18 protein-coding genes are annotated in these 15,739 nt (G+C 71.7%); 5 read left to right on the plus strand and 13 right to left on the minus strand.

Annotated features, from left to right (window positions below; genetic code table 11):
* Positions 1-2 precede the first annotated feature (2 nt).
* The 5 genes from OG959_RS04875 to OG959_RS04895 all read right to left on the minus strand — a co-directional run bounded on the left by OG959_RS04875 (position 3) and on the right by OG959_RS04895 (position 5,247).
* Positions 3-1,166, minus strand: coding sequence for an ROK family glucokinase (locus tag OG959_RS04875; protein WP_326656818.1), 1,164 nt, complete (start codon positions 1,164-1,166; stop codon positions 3-5).
* Between the two features lie 175 nt (positions 1,167-1,341).
* Positions 1,342-2,202, minus strand: coding sequence for an ATP-binding cassette domain-containing protein (locus OG959_RS04880; protein ID WP_326656819.1), 861 nt, complete (start codon positions 2,200-2,202; stop codon positions 1,342-1,344).
* A complete protein-coding gene (locus tag OG959_RS04885) occupies positions 2,199-3,248 on the minus strand; it encodes an ABC transporter permease (protein ID WP_326656820.1) in 1,050 nt (349 codons plus the stop codon). Before OG959_RS04885 ends, OG959_RS04880 begins: the two co-directional genes overlap by 4 nt.
* Positions 3,245-4,258, minus strand: a complete 1,014-nt coding sequence (locus OG959_RS04890; RefSeq protein ID WP_442805538.1) for a substrate-binding domain-containing protein — start codon at positions 4,256-4,258, stop codon at positions 3,245-3,247. The genes OG959_RS04885 and OG959_RS04890 overlap by 4 nt, the downstream gene beginning before the upstream one ends.
* Before the next feature lie 230 nt (positions 4,259-4,488).
* Positions 4,489-5,247 carry a GntR family transcriptional regulator gene (locus OG959_RS04895; RefSeq protein ID WP_326656823.1) on the minus strand — a complete coding sequence of 253 codons (759 nt, stop codon included), beginning with the start codon at positions 5,245-5,247 and terminating at the stop codon, positions 4,489-4,491.
* A gap of 173 nt (positions 5,248-5,420) precedes the next feature.
* Between OG959_RS04895 and OG959_RS04900 the strand changes: the two genes are divergently transcribed.
* A complete protein-coding gene (locus tag OG959_RS04900; protein WP_326656824.1) occupies positions 5,421-6,425 on the plus strand; it encodes a Gfo/Idh/MocA family protein in 1,005 nt (334 codons plus the stop codon).
* A gap of 21 nt (positions 6,426-6,446) precedes the next feature.
* Here the strand turns inward: OG959_RS04900 and OG959_RS04905 are convergent, their stop codons facing one another.
* The 4 genes from OG959_RS04905 to OG959_RS04920 are packed head-to-tail and all read right to left on the minus strand — an operon-like array spanning position 6,447 to position 10,064.
* Entirely contained in the window at positions 6,447-7,643 is a 1,197-nt protein-coding gene (locus tag OG959_RS04905) for a cytochrome P450 family protein (protein ID WP_326656825.1), read from the minus strand.
* A gap of 11 nt (positions 7,644-7,654) precedes the next feature.
* Complete coding sequence (locus OG959_RS04910) at positions 7,655-8,074, minus strand: PaaI family thioesterase (RefSeq protein WP_326656826.1); 420 nt, start codon at positions 8,072-8,074, stop codon at positions 7,655-7,657.
* A 56-nt stretch (positions 8,075-8,130) separates the two neighbouring features.
* The gene (locus OG959_RS04915) at positions 8,131-8,850 is read right to left on the minus strand and encodes a response regulator transcription factor (RefSeq protein ID WP_326656827.1); all 720 of its coding nucleotides are present in this window, start codon (positions 8,848-8,850) and stop codon (positions 8,131-8,133) included.
* Positions 8,847-10,064, minus strand: coding sequence for a sensor histidine kinase (locus tag OG959_RS04920; RefSeq protein WP_326656829.1), 1,218 nt, complete (start codon positions 10,062-10,064; stop codon positions 8,847-8,849). The genes OG959_RS04915 and OG959_RS04920 overlap by 4 nt, the downstream gene beginning before the upstream one ends.
* 146 nt (positions 10,065-10,210) lie before the next feature.
* Between OG959_RS04920 and OG959_RS04925 the strand changes: the two genes are divergently transcribed.
* Positions 10,211-10,414 (plus strand): hypothetical protein, encoded by a 204-nt coding sequence (locus OG959_RS04925; RefSeq protein ID WP_326656831.1) that lies wholly within the window; start codon positions 10,211-10,213, stop codon positions 10,412-10,414.
* 11 nt (positions 10,415-10,425) lie between these two features.
* On the opposite strand, the gene OG959_RS04930 is transcribed toward OG959_RS04925, so the two are convergent.
* Together OG959_RS04930 and OG959_RS04935 are read right to left on the minus strand one after the other, a co-directional pair.
* Complete coding sequence (locus OG959_RS04930; RefSeq protein WP_326666211.1) at positions 10,426-11,349, minus strand: DMT family transporter; 924 nt, start codon at positions 11,347-11,349, stop codon at positions 10,426-10,428.
* 116 nt (positions 11,350-11,465) lie between these two features.
* Positions 11,466-12,089 carry a dihydrofolate reductase family protein gene (locus tag OG959_RS04935; protein WP_326656832.1) on the minus strand — a complete coding sequence of 208 codons (624 nt, stop codon included), beginning with the start codon at positions 12,087-12,089 and terminating at the stop codon, positions 11,466-11,468.
* A gap of 185 nt (positions 12,090-12,274) precedes the next feature.
* Between OG959_RS04935 and OG959_RS04940 the strand changes: the two genes are divergently transcribed.
* The 3 genes from OG959_RS04940 to OG959_RS04950 are packed head-to-tail and all read left to right on the plus strand — an operon-like array spanning position 12,275 to position 14,177.
* Positions 12,275-13,021: an SDR family NAD(P)-dependent oxidoreductase gene (locus tag OG959_RS04940; protein ID WP_326656834.1), complete on the plus strand. Its 747-nt coding sequence runs from the start codon at positions 12,275-12,277 to the stop codon at positions 13,019-13,021.
* Between the two features lie 45 nt (positions 13,022-13,066).
* A complete protein-coding gene (locus OG959_RS04945) occupies positions 13,067-13,303 on the plus strand; it encodes a hypothetical protein (protein WP_326656836.1) in 237 nt (78 codons plus the stop codon).
* A 43-nt stretch (positions 13,304-13,346) separates the two neighbouring features.
* Positions 13,347-14,177 (plus strand): aldo/keto reductase, encoded by an 831-nt coding sequence (locus OG959_RS04950; RefSeq protein WP_326656837.1) that lies wholly within the window; start codon positions 13,347-13,349, stop codon positions 14,175-14,177.
* A gap of 28 nt (positions 14,178-14,205) precedes the next feature.
* Here the strand turns inward: OG959_RS04950 and OG959_RS04955 are convergent, their stop codons facing one another.
* Positions 14,206-14,532, minus strand: a complete 327-nt coding sequence (locus tag OG959_RS04955; RefSeq protein ID WP_326656838.1) for a putative quinol monooxygenase — start codon at positions 14,530-14,532, stop codon at positions 14,206-14,208.
* A 91-nt stretch (positions 14,533-14,623) separates the two neighbouring features.
* Complete coding sequence (gene alc, locus OG959_RS04960; protein ID WP_326656839.1) at positions 14,624-15,739, minus strand: allantoicase; 1,116 nt, start codon at positions 15,737-15,739, stop codon at positions 14,624-14,626.

A 15,739-nucleotide genomic window follows, 5' to 3' on the forward strand; every position in this document is an offset into this window, starting at 1 on the left:
CCCTAGGAAGTGCGGGTGTTACGCGTGTTACGGATGGTGCTGGCGGCCTGGTCGTAGATCTGGGCGTACCGCTCGTACCGCTCGACGCGCCGGCGGTTGGTGCGCCGGAAGCGCCGGGCCACCAGTCTGGCGAGGTCGGCCGCGCCGACCATACCCGCCTCGGGGCCGAGCTGCGCCTTCGCGATCCGGGCCTCGGGCCGGTAGCCGCGGCCGGTGAGGTGGCGTTTGAAGGCGTCCCTGGCCGGTCCGATCAGGAGGTCGTCGGCGGCGCTGACACCGCCTCCGATGACGAAGCAGGAGGGGTCGAGCGCGGCGGCCAGATTGGCGATGCCGACGCCGAGCCACTGGCCGATGTCCTGGAGGAGCTCGATGCACATCGCATCGCCCTCGCGGGCCAGTTCGGTGATGAGCGGTCCGGTGATGTCGGGGATGCTGCCCTTGACCCGCTCGATGAGTCCGTGGGCGACCGGGGAGTCCGCCGCGGCCAGTTCCCTGGCCTCCCGGACGAGTGCGTTCCCGGAGCTGTACTGCTCCCAGCAGCCGCGGTTGCCGCAGGGGCAGCGGTGGCCTCCGGGCACGACCTGCATGTGGCCGAACTCACCGGCGACGCCGTACTTGCCGCGCTTGACCTGACCGTCCTCCAGGATCGCGCCGCCGATGCCGGTGCCGAGCGTGATCATGACGAGATGGTCCTCGCCGCGGCCGGCGCCGAAGCGCCATTCGGCCCAGGCGGCGGTGTTGGCGTCGTTGTCGACCATGACGGGGACGACGAGCCGGGAGGCGATGGCGTCGCGCAGGGGTTCGTCACGCCACGCCAGGTGCGGGGCGAACAGCACCTTGGAGCGGTCCGCGTCGACCCAGCCGGCCGCGCCGATGCCCACCGCGTGGACGTCGTGGCGGTCCGAGAGGTCCAGCACCAGCTCGACGATGGTGTCCTCGACGACCTTGGGGCTCTTGGACTTGTCGGGCGTCTCGGTGCGCAGGGTCTCCAGGATGTTGCCGTCGGCGTCGACGACGCCGGCCATCACCTTCGTCCCCCCGATGTCGATGCCGACCGTGGGCACGCGCGGCGCGGTGAGGTGCGAGCGCCGCTCCCTCGTGCCGACGGTCCGCAGGACGGTGGCGCGGGCGGAGCCGCGGTGTGTGAAGTCGCGGTACGTGCTCATCGTCCCTGCGGGGTCTGGGGGGCCGGTTGGTCGTGCTTCCGGCGGCGGACGGTGCCCACCGGTGTCGATTCTGCCATTGCCGACCCCGGTCCGTACGTCGACCGGCCTGCCGCCCGGAACCCGACGGGGCCGGACACCGGTCCCGTCGGGCGCCGGCCAGGGGCTGTGGACGCGGTCACCCGGAGGTGCCGCCCTCGTCCCGGAGGCCGCCCAGCGGGCCGGGGGCCCGCTCGAGCTCGTGGCTGAGCTCCTCCAGCTCGCTGCCGCCCGCCATCTGGCGCGTCAGCTCGTCCAGCGTCACGCCTGCCTTCGTGTGGCTGCCCGCCATGGCGCCCCGCTTGAGCAGCACGAAACGGTCACCGACGAGGTAGGCGTGGTGCGGGTTGTGCGTGATGAGGACCACGCCGAGTCCCGCGTCCCGGGCGGCGGCGACGTACTTGAGCACCACCCCGGACTGCTTGACGCCGAGCGCCGCGGTCGGCTCGTCCAGGACGAGGACCTTGGCACCGAAGTGGACGGCCCGGGCGATGGCGACGCACTGGCGCTCACCGCCGGACAGCGTGCCGATGGGCTGGTCGACGTCGCGCAGGTCGATGCCCATCCGCAGCAGTGCGGAGCGGGTCGTCTGCCGCATCAGCCGGACATCGAGACTCTTGAAGGGCCCGGTGCCCTTCGTCGGCTCGGAGCCGAGGAAGAAGTTGCGCCAGACCGGCATCAGGGGGACGACGGCGAGGTCCTGGTAGACCGTGGCGATACCCCGGTCCAGGGCGTCGCGCGGGTTGGCGAGCGTGGTCTCCTCGCCGTCGATCAGGAAGGTCCCCGAGTCGTGCCGGTGCAGCCCCGCGATGATCTTGATCAGGGTGGACTTGCCGGCGCCGTTGTCACCGAGGACGCAGGAGATCTCTCCGGCGTGGACCTCCAGCGAGACGTCCTGGAGCGCCTTGATGTTGCCGTAGAACTTGCTGACGTGATCCAGCTCGACCAGCGCCCGCCGGCCGGTGTCCACGGGCCCGCTCGATTCCTTGGGGGCCGTCATTTCGTCGCCTCCGCGCGCTTGCGTACCCATGCGTTGAGCAGGGTGGCCAGGAGCAGCATGGCTCCGAGGAAGAACTTGAACCAGTCCGGGTTCCACTCCGCGTACACGATGCCCTTGCTGGTCATGCCGAAGATGAAGGCACCGACCGCCGAGCCGATCGCGGAGCCGTATCCGCCGGTGATCAGACAGCCGCCGATGACGGCCGCGATGATGTAGATCAGCTCGTTGCCGACGCCCTCGCCGGACTGCACCACGTCATAGCTGAACAGCAGGTGCTGTCCGGAGACCCAGGCCGCGAAGGCCACCCCGAGGTAGAGGCCGATCTTGGTCCGGATCACCGGGACGCCGACCGCGCGGGCCGCGTCGGCCTCGCCGCCGACGGCGAAGATCCAGTTGCCGAAGCGGGTGCGGATGAGGATCCAGGTGGCGATGGCGACGAGGACGGCCCACCACAGGATGGTCACCTTCAGCTCGACGCCGCCGACCGTCCAGTTGGAGGCGAAGACCGCGCGGGCCGAGTCGAAGCCCTCCATGTTGCCGATCGTCTTCGTCGAGACGGTCCCGCTGATCAGCTTGGTGAATCCCAGGTTGAGACCGGTCAGCATCAGGAACGTACCGAGCGTGATGATGAAGCTCGGAAGTTTCGTCCGCGTCAGCATGAAGCCGTTGAACGCGCCGATGGCGAGCGTGACCAGCAGGGACACGAAGACGCCGACCCAGACGTTGGCCGTCATCTGGTAGCTGAACATCGACGAGATCAGTGCGGAGCTGGTGACCATCACGCCCGCGGAGAGGTCGAACTCCCCGCCGATCATCAGCAGCGCCACCGGCGCCGCCATGATGCCGATGGTGGAGGCCGCGTAGAGCACCGTGCCGAAGCTGGTGGCGCGCAGGAAGCTGTCGGCGACGATCGCGAAGAAGAGGAAGACGGCCAGCGCGCCGACGACCGAGCCGAGCTCGGGGCGGCCGAGCAGCTTGCGCAGCGGTGACACACGTACCAGCCGCTCGTCGGCCACGGCGGAGGACGTACCGGGCCCCGCGGTCATCGGGTTCCCCGGTCCGCGTACTCGGCGAGCTGCGCGGCGTCGTCGGACGTGATGACCTGCGGGCCGGTCAGGACCGGGCGGCCGCCGCCGAGCACGTTGCGGTTGTAGCGGTAGAGCCAGAGCAGGTCGATGGCCTCGTACCCCTGGAGGTAGGGCTGCTGGTCGACGGCGAAGCCGAGGGTCTTGGCCTGGAGCTCGGCTGCGACCTTGGCGTTCAGGTCGAAGGTGTCGATCTCGGCCTTGCTGCCGGCGGTCTTCTTCGCCTGGACGGCGGCGTCCGCGAACGGCGCGCCCAGGGTGACGACGGCGTCGATGTCCTTGTCGGCCTGGAGCTTCGCCTCGATGGAGGCCTGGACGTCGGGCATGTTGGTGCCCTCGACGTACAGGTTCTGCATCTGGCCGTCGAAGGTCTTCTTCGCCCCGGCGCAGCGCTGCTCATGGCCGACGTTGCCCTGCTCGTGGAGGATGCACAGGGCCTTCTTGCGGCCGCGCGCGTTGAGCTCGTCGCCGACGGCCTCGCCCGCGATCGACTCGTCCTGGCCGATGTGTGTGAGCGCGCCGTAGCTCTTGGACTCGGCGGATCCCGAGTTCACCGTGATCACCGGGATGCCGGCCTTGACGGCCTTGGCGACCACGGCCTTCATGGCGTCCGGCTTGGCGAGCGTGACGATCAGCCCGTCGACCTTCTTGTCGATGGCGGCCTGCACGAGCTGTGCCTGCTGCTGCGCCTCGTCGTTGTGCGAGTACAGGAAGTTGATGTTGTCCTTCTTGGCAGCCATGTCGGCGCCCTTCTGGACGATGTCCCAGAAGGTGTCGCCGTCGCCCGAGTGGGTGACCATGGCGAAGGTCCAGCGGGGCGTGTTCACCGCGGACCGGCCCTCGGCCGCGGCCTGCTCCGCCCGCTCCTCCGCCCGCTTGCCGCCGGTGCTGCTGCATCCCATGAGGGAGGCCCCGAGCACCGCCGCAAGCACGGCGCCCATCGCACGTACCCCTGTCCGAACCCTTGCCACGACGCCGTGCCCTTCTTGTGCTGCTCGCTGTGCTGCTGGTGGAGCCGGGGCCATACGGTCCCGGCCCGGCTGGGCAAGTATCCCCGAGCCCGGGCCGCGCCCGCCCGGCAGGGGCGCGGCGCGTGTGTCGGACAGGGGCGTGTACGGGGGCGGGACGGCCGGGTGCGGCCGTCGTCACCGTACGGGTAGCCGGGAAGCCTGTGACACCGTACGAGAGCCGGGGCCCCGTGTCACCGTGCGAGGAGCTGGAAATCGAAGGCGTAGCGCGAGGCGCGGTAGAGGTGGGAGGCGCATTCGACGGCTCTGCCGGTGTCGTCGAAGGTGGTGCGCTCCATCGTGAGCAGGGCGGCGCCCTCGCTCTCGCCGAGCGGGGCGGCCTCGTCGGCGGACGCGAGGCGGGCGCCGACGGTCTGGCGGGCGCTGTGCAGGGTGATGCCCGCGCCGCGCATCATCCGGTAGAGGCCGGTGGCGGCGGGCCGTTCGCCGGAGAGGTCGAGGAGTCCGGCGGGCAGGTGGTTGCGCAGGAGGGCGAGGGGCTCGCCGTCCGCCTCGCGGAGCCGCTCGATGTACTGCACCTCGGCCCCCTCCGTGACGCCCAGCGCCGCGGCGACGGCAGCCGTCGCGGGCCGCAGGACGTTGGTCAGGACGGTGGTCGAGGGGTGCCGGCCGGCGGCTTCCAGGTCGTCGTACAGGCTGCTGAGTTCGAGGGGTCGCCTGACCCTGCTGTGCAGCACCTGGGTGCCGACGCCGCGGCGTCGGACCAGCAGGCCCTTGTCGACGAGCGACTGGATGGCCTGGCGGACGGTGGGCCGGGACAGCCCGAGCCGCGCGGCGAGCTCGATCTCGTTGCCGAGGAGTCCGCCGGCGGCGAGCCTGCCGTCCGCGATCGCCGCCTCCAGCTGCTGGGCGAGCTGGTAGTAGAGCGGGACAGGGCTGGAGCGGTCCACGCCCAGGTCGAGGGCGGCCGCGTCGGCGGTGGATTTCGGCACGCCGGGAGCGTAACCCGCACGTCCGTAACTCCGGTAGTCCGGTCGTCCTGTTGTCCGGACAGGGTCACACTCGGTGACCGCAGGGATGCGCCCCCGGTCAACCCGCCGAAAGCGCCCGCGATTTGTCAGGACATTCGATTGACATCGACACAGGTGGACGGCACGTTGGAACCATGCGCATCGGACTCCTCGGCACCGGCCGGATCGGCTCCTTCCACGCGGGTGTCCTCGCCCGCCATCCCGCGGTCGGGGCGCTGGTGGTGGCGGACGCCGAGCCGGCCCGCGCGGTCGCGGTCGCCCGCCGGACCGGAGCGCGCGCCGTGGCCACGGCGACGGAGGTGTTCGACGCCGGAGTGGACGCCGTGGTGATCGCCTCCGCCACCTCCGCCCACGCCGAGCTGATCGGCCGGGCCGCCCGCGCGGGACTGCCCGCCTTCTGCGAGAAGCCCGTCGCGCTGGACCTGGCGGGCACCCTCGGGGCGCTGCGCGAGGCGGAACGTACGCACAGCGTCCTCCAGCTCGGCTTCATGCGCCGGTTCGACGCCGGATACAAGGCGGCGCGCGCCGCGGTGCGCGGCGGGGCGCTCGGCCGGCTGCACACCGTACGGACGGCCACCTCCGATCCCGCGCCGCCACCCGCCGCGTATCTGCCGCTCTCCGGCGGGCTGTTCCGGGACTGCCTGATCCATGACTTCGACATGGTCCGCTGGGTGACGGGCCGCGAGGTGACGCGGGTGTACGCCACCGGGTCGGACGCCGGGCCCCCGATGTTCCGTGCGGCCGGCGACGTGGACACGGCGGCGGCGCTGCTGACGCTCGACGACGGCACCCTCGTCACCGCGACGTCGACCCGCTGCAACGGCGCGGGATACGACGTCCGCATGGAACTCGCGGGCGAGGCCGACCAGATCGCGGTGGGCCTCGACGACCGCACCCCGCTCACCTCCGCCGAACCGGACGGCCCTGGCGCCCCGCCCGATCCCTGGCCCGGCTTCCTGGAGCGCTTCGCCGCCGCGTACGAGGCCGAACTGGACGCCTTCGTGCGCCTGGTGCGCGGCGAGGCGGCCAATCCGTGCGACGGCCGGGAGGCGCTGAGCGCCCTGCGGATCGCGGAGGCGTGCGAGATCTCGCGGCGGGAGCGGCGCGCGGTGGAGCTGACGGAGATCCCGTCCGCCTGACCCGGGCGCGCCGCCGGCCGCTCACCACCTGACCGGCAGCCCCTCCGGCCCCCGGATGAGCATGCCCGTACGCCAGGTCAGCTCCGCCGGGTCCCCGTCCAGCGCCAGCTCCGGGCAGCGCTCCAGCAGCGACCTGATGGCCACCGCCGCCTCGATGCGGGCCAGCGGAGCACCCAGGCAGAAGTGGATGCCGTGACCGAAGGCCAGGTGGCCGCGGGCATCCCGGGTGATGTCGAAACGGTCGGCGTCCGGGTAGCGGTCCGGGTCGCGGTTGGCGTCGGACATCGCGACCAGGACGAGCTCACCGCCGCCCGGGATCACCGTGCCGCCGATGTCGATCGCTTCGGTGGTGAAGCGGTACGTGGGTGTCTCGACCGGGCCCGCCCAGCGGAGCATCTCCTCCACCGCGTTGTCGATCAGCCCGAAGTCGGCCCGGAGCGCCGCTAGTTGGTCCGGGTGTTCAAGCAGGGCCAGCACCCCGTTGGAGATCAGGTTCACCGTGGTCTCGTGGCCGGCGACGAGCAGCAGCCAGGCCATGCCCATGAGTTCGCCGGCCGAGAGCCGGTCGCCCTCCTCGTCGGCTGTGTGGATCAGTGCGCTCATCAGGTCGTCGCCGGGCTGTTCCCGCTTGTCGTCGAGCAGTCCGGCGAGGAAGCCGGTCATCTGGACGGTCGCGTCGCGGCGCACCTCGGCGTCGAGGGAGGACACGACGGTGTTGGACCACTCGCGGAAGGCCTGGCGGTCCAGGAAGGGCACACCGAGCAGTTCGCAGATGACGGACATGGGCAGCGGGAAGGACAGGGACTCGACCAGATCGGTCCTGCGGTCCGGGCGCGCCAGCATGGTGTCGAGCAGTTCGTCCGTCATCTGCTGGACGCGTGGGACGAGTTGCTGCATCCGGCGGGAGGTGAACTCGCGGGCCACCAGTTTGCGCAGCCGGGTGTGGGCGGGTGCGTCCGAGCTGAGCATGGAGGTTCCCGAAGCGACCTGGCCGACACCGAGGGAGGGCGAGGCGTTGCGCCACTGCTTGGAGAACCGCTGGTCCGCGAGCGCGGCCCGGCCCTCCTCGTAGCCGACGACGAGCCAGGCGAGGGAACCCTCCGGAATCCGGATCCGGTGCACGGGGCCGCGGGCCCGTAAGTCCGCGTACACGGGGAACGGATCGCGGGTGAACCGCTCGCCGAGCGCGCCGAGGTCGACTATGGCTTCGGTGGTCACGTGGGGCTCCTTCAGGACGAGGTGGCGCTCAGCACGGTGCCCTGGGCGACGGCGCAGAGTGTTTCGGTACCGTCCTGCCCCACGACGGACAGATCGCAACGTGCCACGGCCTGCCGGCGTCCGGTGTGGACGACCTCAGCGCGCGCGACGAGCGAGGCGCCGGTGGCGGGGCGGAGGTACTGGATGGAGAAGCCGCCGGTCAGCACCGCCGGGCCGAGCGTCGTACCGGCGGCGAAGGTGAGGGCGTTGTCGGCGGCGTAGGCGAGCACTCCGCCGTGCAGGAATCCGTTCTGCTGCCGCAGCTCCCCACGGCTGTCGATCTCCAGCGTGGCCGCGCCGTCGCCGAACGCCGTGATCCGCGCACCGACGAGCGCGCTGAACGGCTGACTGTCGAGTACCTTCTGTGCCATCTGCAGGTCGAGTCCGGTCATGACGGGTCCCTTCTGTCTCACCAGCTGAGTGCGTCTGTCCCGAAAGCGGATCCGGGTCAGGACGGGTTGCTGTCGCCCTCGTCGTCGAGCAGGCCCGCGTCATGGACCAGCAGCGCGATCTGGACACGGTTGTTGAAGTCGAACTTCGCGAGAATGCGGGACACCTGGGTCTTCACGGTGGCCACGCTCAGATAGAGGGCGGCGGCGATCTCGGCGTTGGAGCGGCCGTGCCCGACGGCGACCGCCACCTCGCGCTCGCGGTCGGCCAGCAAGGCGATGCGCTGCCGCGCCCGTTCGGCCCGGCAGGCCCGCTCCTCCTGGCCGGCGCCCGTGGCACGGGCCATCAGCTGCCGGGTGACCGCGGGCGAGAGAACGGGGTCGCCGGCCGCCACCCGCCGTACGGAGTCGACGATCTGTGCGGGCGGGGTGTCCTTGAGGACGAAGCCGGCAGCTCCGGCACGAATGGCGCGGAGCACCTGTTCGTCGGCGTGGAACGTCGTCAGGACGACGACCTCGGGTGCGTCGGGGCGGCTGCGCAGCGTCTCCGTCGCGGTCAGCCCGTCCATGACGGGCATCCGGATGTCCATCAGGACCACGTCCGGCCGGAGCCGGTCGACGAGTTCGGCCGCCTCGCTGCCGTCGGCCCCCTCCCCCACGATGTCGATGTCCTCGGCGCCGCCCAGCATGAGGGTGAGTCCCGCCCGGACGAGCGGGTCGTCGTCGACGATCAGCAGCCGGACGGGACGGGGCGCGGAGGCGGGATCCGGGGTGGTCATGAGGACCACGGTAGCCAGGCCCGCACCCCGAACCCGCCGTCCGGTTCCGGTCCGTGGTCGAGACGGCCCCCGGCGAGGGTGGCCCGCTCGGTCAGACCGATGAGTCCCTGGCCGGATCCCGGTACCTGCTCGAACGGTTCGACGGGGGCCGGGTTGCGCACCTCGACGGTGATCCCCCGCCCGGGTCCGCCGGCGACCGTGACGGTGACCTCGGCGCCGGGCGCGTGCTTACGGGCGTTGGTCAGGCCCTCCTGGGCGATGCGGTAGACGGTGCGGCCGGTGGCGGCGGGGGCGGCGGCCGGGTCGGCGATGCGGTTGTCGAGGGTGACCTTCATGCCGGCCAGCCGGGACTCGGCGACGAGGGCGTCCAGGGTGGCGAGGGTGGGCTGCGGGCGGTCGCCGTCCCCGTCGCGGGGACTGCGCAGGACGCCGATGATCTCGCGGAGGTCCTGGAGCGCCTCGTGGGCGCTGTCCCGGATGACTCCGGCGGCGCGGGCGACCTCGGCCGGGGGCGCGTCGGGGCGGAACTCGAGGGCGCCCGCGTGGACGCTGAGCAGGGTCAGCCGGTGGGCGAGGACGTCGTGCATCTCGCGGGCGATGTCCTCGCGGGCCAGCCGCTGCGCCCGCTCGGCCCGGAGTCCGGCCTCGGCCTCGGCCCGCCTGGCCCGCTCGCGCAGTGTGACGACGAGCTGGCGCCGGGACCGTACGACCATGCCCCAGCTGAGCACGAGCAGGACCAGCAGCACCCCGATGATGGTGGCCGCGACATACGAAGTGGACGGGTCCGGGCGCAGATAGGGCTGTACGGGGGCGACCAGCAGGGCTCCCGCACCGATGAAGGCCACGGGGCGGAACGGGCGGTGCACGGCCACGCTGAACAGCGCCACCAGCCAGGCCCCCGCCGCGACCGGTTCGACGACGGACAGGAGTGTCAGCGCGACCGCGAGGCCGACCGGCCAGCGGCGCCGGACCCACAGCGCGCAGCAGGCCGCGGCGCCGACGAGCGAGTCGATGAGGACGAAGACGTCGGGGGTGGTCTCGTCGGCCTCGACCGCGGCGACGGCCGCCAGGCCGATGCCCGCCGCACACAGGAAGGCCGTGATGTCGACGATCCAGTCCCGTACGGTGCGGCGCGTCCGGCTGCCCCGGTCGCCCGGCAGCTCGGGGTCGGCCATCGCCGAGGGCAGCAGCCAGGGGTATTCGGTGCGCGTCATATCGACAAAGCTACGCAGCCGGGGCGGGGCTTCCGGGCGTTGCGGGCCTCGAAGCGACCAAAGTCGTGGAAGGCGAGACTTTCGGACCGGCGGCGCAGACCACCGGCCGACGCGACGCCCGTGCGCGGCCCGCGAGGCTCGTTCCCATGAAGAAGCTCTGCGAGACGGTCGGCTTCCTGGTCTTCGTCCAGGGTGCGGCCGGGCTGCTCCACGAATGGTTCGACTGGTTCAGGTTCTTCAGCGTGGTGCGGCGACTGCCGTTCTTCGGTGACCACTCGTTGTTCGTCTGCATCGTGCTGGTGGTGACGGGGGTCGCCATCATGATCGCGTCGGACTCGGTCAAGGAGTGACCCGGCGGAGATCACGGGGTGACGGGGTCCGCGCTGCGGCGCCCCCACGCCGTTCCCGCCAGCACGAGCACCGCGCCCGCGATCCCGAGGACGCCGAGGCGTTCGCCGCCGATCGCGATGCCGACGGCGGCGGCCCAGAGCGGTTCCGTACCGAGCAGCAGGCTGACCCGGGACGGCGAGGTGCGGCGTACGGACCACATCTGCACGAAGAACGCGAAGAGCGTGCAGAAGACCGACAGGAACAGCAGCCCGCCCCATTCCCGGGCGCCGAACCCGGCCGCGACCGACCACGGTGACCGACCCGTGCCGGGGGCGGCGGCCAGCAGGGCGAAAACGGCGACCGCGCTGCCGAGCTGGACCGTGGTGAGGGACAGCGAGTCCGCCGACCGGACGGACCTGATGCGCGCCATCAGCAGCACGTGGAGGGTCCGGGCGAGCGCGGCGACGAGCATCAGCAGGTCGCCCGCCGAGGGGCTGGTGAATCCGCCGCCCTGGGTCAGGAGGACCACTCCGGCGACGGAGAGCCCGGCGGCCGCGAGAAAGGCCCCGGTCGGCCGGGTCCGCGTCACGGCGGCCTCGGCGAGCGGGGTGAAGATCATGGTGAGGCTGATGATGAGCCCGGCGTTGGTCGCGGAGGTGTGCACGATGCCGTACGTCTCCACCAGGAAGATCCCGCTGAGTACGAGGCCCAGCAGCCCCGCGCCCCGCCACTGGGGAGCCGTCAGGGCCCGCAGGCGGGACCAGCCGGCGATCACCAGGACGGGCAGCACGACGGCGAACCGCAGCACGAGGACGGCGATGACCGTCTGCGTCGTGGTGATGCCCTTGGCGGCCAGATAGCTGGAGCCCCACACCACGGCGACGAGCAGGACGGGCAGATCGGTCAGCCACGCACGGCGCGGCGGGGCGAGGACGGGCACGGCGACGGAGGACACCCGGATCTCCTGGTTCTCCACAGGGCGGATGTGGAGACCTCACTGGCTCGCACGCGGAACGATCACGCTACCCGGCGCCCTCCCGCAAAGGCGAGCCCCCTGACCGGTCCGGTCGCTCAGGTGCCGTCCGGGACCGAACCGAAGGCGGCCCGTCCCGCGGGCCGGTAGGTCTGGATCGTGATGCCGTTGGGCGTCGTCCGGGAGCCGGTCAGCCCGAAGGCCGTCGGCAGCCCGCCGTCCGCGAACAGCCGCCGCCCACGGCCGAGCACGACCGGGAACACCAGCAGGTTGTACGCGTCGATCAGGTCGTGTGCCATCAGGGACCGGGCGAGCAGGCCACTGCCGTGGATCTGCAGTTCGCCGTCTTCGGTGCGGTCCTTGAGCCTGGCGACCTCCTCCGCGACACCGGCGGAGATCACCGTGCTGTTCTGCCAGTCCGCCTTTTCCAGCGTGGTCGAGACGACGTACTTGGGCAGGGCGTTGAGGCGGGAGGCGATCGGGTCGCCGGGGTCGGTGACGCCCGGCCAGTACGCCGCGAAGATGTCGTACGTGTGCCGGCCCAGTACGAACGCCGCCGCACGGTCGAACACGTCGGTCATGAACTGCCCCATGCCCTCGTCCAGGAACGGGGCGACCCAGCCGCCGTACTCGAATCCGTCGCTCGTGTCCTCGTCGGGGGCGCCGGGCGCCTGCATGACGCCGTCGAGGGTGACAAAGGTGGTCAACGTCAGCTGTGCCATGGTCCTGCTCCTCCGGGAACATCCGCCGATCGTGCTTCCACCTGTTCCGACCCCGCCGGGGTCCGGAACTCATCGGCGGTGGCCGCCGCCGTACCGGAGTGGGCGTCCGTTTCCCGCCGGTCTCCGGAGCGCGAAAAGACTTTGCTGGTTCCTGTCAGCACGACCGGCAAGGAACAGGAATCCTCATGAACAGCAGCGTCAGCACGAACCGCACCGCGCTCGTCACCGGCGGCAGCCGCGGCATCGGCGCCGCGACCGCCCTGCGGCTCGCCCAGGACGGCGCCGATGTGGCGCTGACCTACGTACAGGACGAGGAGGCCGCCCACGAGGTCGTACGGAAGATCGAGGCGGTCGGCCGTCGCGCCGTCGCCCTGCGTGCGGACTCGGCCGACCCGGAGGCCGTCCCCGGGGCGGTGCACCGGGCGGCGGAGACCTTCGGGCGGCTCGACATCCTCGTCAACAACGCGGGCATCGGCGTCCTCGGCCCGATCGACGGCATCACCGACGCCGATGTCGACCGGGTTCTCGCGGTCAACGTCCGGGCGGTCTTCCTGGCCTGCCGCGCGGCGGCCGGTGTCCTGGAGCAGGGCGGCCGCATCATCTCGGTCGGCACGGCCCTGAGCCGGTACGCGGGCGGCCCCGGCGGCACGCTCTACGCGATGAGCAAGTCGGCACTGTCCGGGCTCACCAAGCCGCTCGCCCGCGAGTTGGGTCCGCGCGGCATCACGGTCAACCTGGTGCAGGCCGGCGCGGTCGACACCGACATGAACCCCGCCGACGGACCGTTCGCCGCCGGGCAGCGGGCCGCCAACGCGCTGGACCGGTTCGGTAAGACCGGCGAAGTGGCCGCGATGATCGCCTACTTGGCCAGTGACGAGGCGGCGTTCATCACCGGTGCGGAAATGGTCGTGGACGGTGGCCACGCGGCCTGAGCGTGGCAGGGTGAGGGGGAGCGAACCCGCCCTGAGGAGGCCCACGTGTCCGTGCCGGGTGAGAAGGACGACCGTCCGCTGTACGAGCGGTTCGGGCTCCGTATCGCCCGGCGCGGGTACGACCGCGACCAGGTCGAGGCCTACCTCACCCGGCTCCTCGCCGGCGCCCCGCCGGTCGGGGTCGCGGGGTTCGATCTGGTGCGGCGCGGCTATGAGCGCGGCCGGGTCGACGAGGTCATCGCCCGGCTCCACCGCGAGGCGGGCCCGGGCGACCAGTCCTAGAACCTAGGCTGGCCGGGCAGTGATCCGCAGAGAAGGGACGACCATGCCCGCGACCCCGGCGCACACCCTCAACGACGGCCGCACGATCCCCGCGGTGGGACTCGGCACCTGGCCCCTGGACGACGACGCGGCCGAGGCAGCGGTCGCCGGGGCGCTGGAGCGCGGCTACCGGCTCGTCGACACCGCGCTGAACTACGGCAACGAGACCGGTACGGGGCGCGGTATCGCCCGCAGCGGCGTACCGCGCGAGGACGTCTTCGTCACCACCAAGGTGCCGGGCCGGCACCAGGGGTACGAGAAGACCCTCGCCTCGTTCGAGGAGTCCCGCCGCAACCTGGGCCTGGACTATGTGGACCTGTATCTCATCCACTGGCCGCTGCCCCGGGTCGATCTGTACGCCGACACGTGGCGGGCGCTGATCCGGCTGCGCGAGGACGGGCTCGTGCGGTCGATCGGGGTCTCCAACTTCACCGCGAACCATCTGGCGCGGCTGGAGGAGGAGACGGGCGTGCTGCCCGCCGTCAACCAGATCGAGATGCATCCGCGGCTGCCGCAGAAGGAGCTGCGGGCCGTGCACGCCGCCAAGGGCATCGTCACGGAGAGCTGGAGCCCGCTGGGCCGCGGCCGTGATCTGCTGGCCGACCCGGCGGTCGTCGCCGCGGCCGAGGCGCACGGAGTGACGCCCGGCCAGGCCGTGCTGCGCTGGCACACCCAGCTGGGCGCCGTCCCGATCCCGAAGTCGGCCGATCCGGGCCGGCAGCGCGAGAACCTCGATCTGTTCGGGTTCGAACTGACTCCGGATGAACTGGCGCGTATCGCGGCCGGTCCGCAGGAGCGGTTCGGCGGGGACCCCGAGGTGCACGAGGAGTTCTGAGCCTGGGCGGCGCGCCGCCCGAAAGGCCCTACGACCGCGGCTGTACCTCCGCCATGCGCGACCAGCCCTCGCCCGGCACCTCGACGTTGATGATCTCGGGCACCTCCGCCACCAGGTCCGCCATCGTGTCCATCGCCGCGGCGAAGTGCGCCGACCGGACGTGGGCCGCGCCGGCTTCCGGGGACGCGAACGCCTCCAGCAGCACGAACTGGTCCGGGTTATCGACGCTGTGGGACCAGTCGAAGAACACGTTGCCGGGCTCCTGCCGGGTGGCGAGGGTGAAGGCCTCGACGGCCGGCAGCCAGTTGTCGCGCTCGGCGGTGCGCACGGTGAACTTGACGGCGATGAAGATCATGGCGACTCCTGTGGGGATGCGCGGGAACCAGGGCAGGGCCCCGCATCCCTACCGTATCGCCCGAATACGGACAGCTCTCGGCCGGGCCGGTTCAGCCGCCCAGTTCGACGTGGCGGGCCGTCAGCCGTGCGGCGCCCGGTCCGGTCAGCGAGCCGAAGAGGCGCAGCCGCGAGATGCCGCCGTCCGGGTAGATGTCGACGCGGACCTCGGCGGCCCGTACGGCCTCCGGCAGGACGAAGCGGTGGTTGGTGTCGGGCTGCAACCGGGTCCTGGGCAGCACCTCGGTCCAGTCGCCGCTGCCCGTGTCCCGGGCCGAAAGGCTCGCCCAGCCGGCCGAGTTGCCCTTCAGGTACGCGGTGTCGATCTCGACGGCACGGATCTCCGACTCCTCGACGAGGTGGTAGTGGATCCAGTCGTTGCCCCGGTCACGCCGGCGCCGGGTCTCCCAGCCGTCGTCCATCTTGCGCGAGCGGCCGGGCTGGATGGTGTTCGTCGCCGGGGAGTAGAAGCGGTCGGACGCGTCCTCGACCCGGCCGCCGTTCTCCAGTGCGACGAGGTCGAAGGTGCCGAGCGCCGTCAGCCAGGCCGGGTCCGGGGCGACTTCGCCGTACACCCGGAGCCTGGCTATGCCCCCGTCGGGGTGCTGGTTGACCCGCAGGTGGGTGAAGCGCTGCGCCGCTTCGACGGCGAAGCCGTTGGCCGCGTGGCCGCCGACCGCGGTACGGGGGACGAGCGTCGTCCACTTCACGTCCGGGGCGAGGAGGTCCTCGGGGGACGGCGAGCCCGGCAGCGAGACGCCTTCGACGGAGACCGCCTGCGGGTAGTTGCCGCGGAAGTGGGCGGTGTCGACGACGATGCCGCGTACGACACCGGGCGCGCCGAGGCGGACCAGTGCCCAGTCGTGGTCCTCGTCCACCGGGTGGGGCTGTGCGGCGCTCACGCCACGGCGGCGGCGGGTCTCCCAGCCGTCCATGATCTTGCCCTTGTGCCCGAAGTGCTCGGGGTCGAAGTGGGCGGGCTCCGGCTTCAGCAGGTTCTCGCGTTCCGCGAAGAACTCGTCGTTGGCGGCGATCACGCCCGCGCCGAGCCGTCGGTCGGCGAGGTCGACGAGATGGGTGAAGGGGAGGTCCGCGGTGCGGTAGTCGGCGTACGGGTCGCCGCCGCCGTAGGGGTTCGCGTCACCGGTGAAGTGCGTGGTCGCCGTCAT

The organism is Streptomyces sp. NBC_00385, from assembly GCF_035917155.1.
GTDB classification, from domain to species: domain Bacteria; phylum Actinomycetota; class Actinomycetes; order Streptomycetales; family Streptomycetaceae; genus Streptomyces; species Streptomyces poriferorum.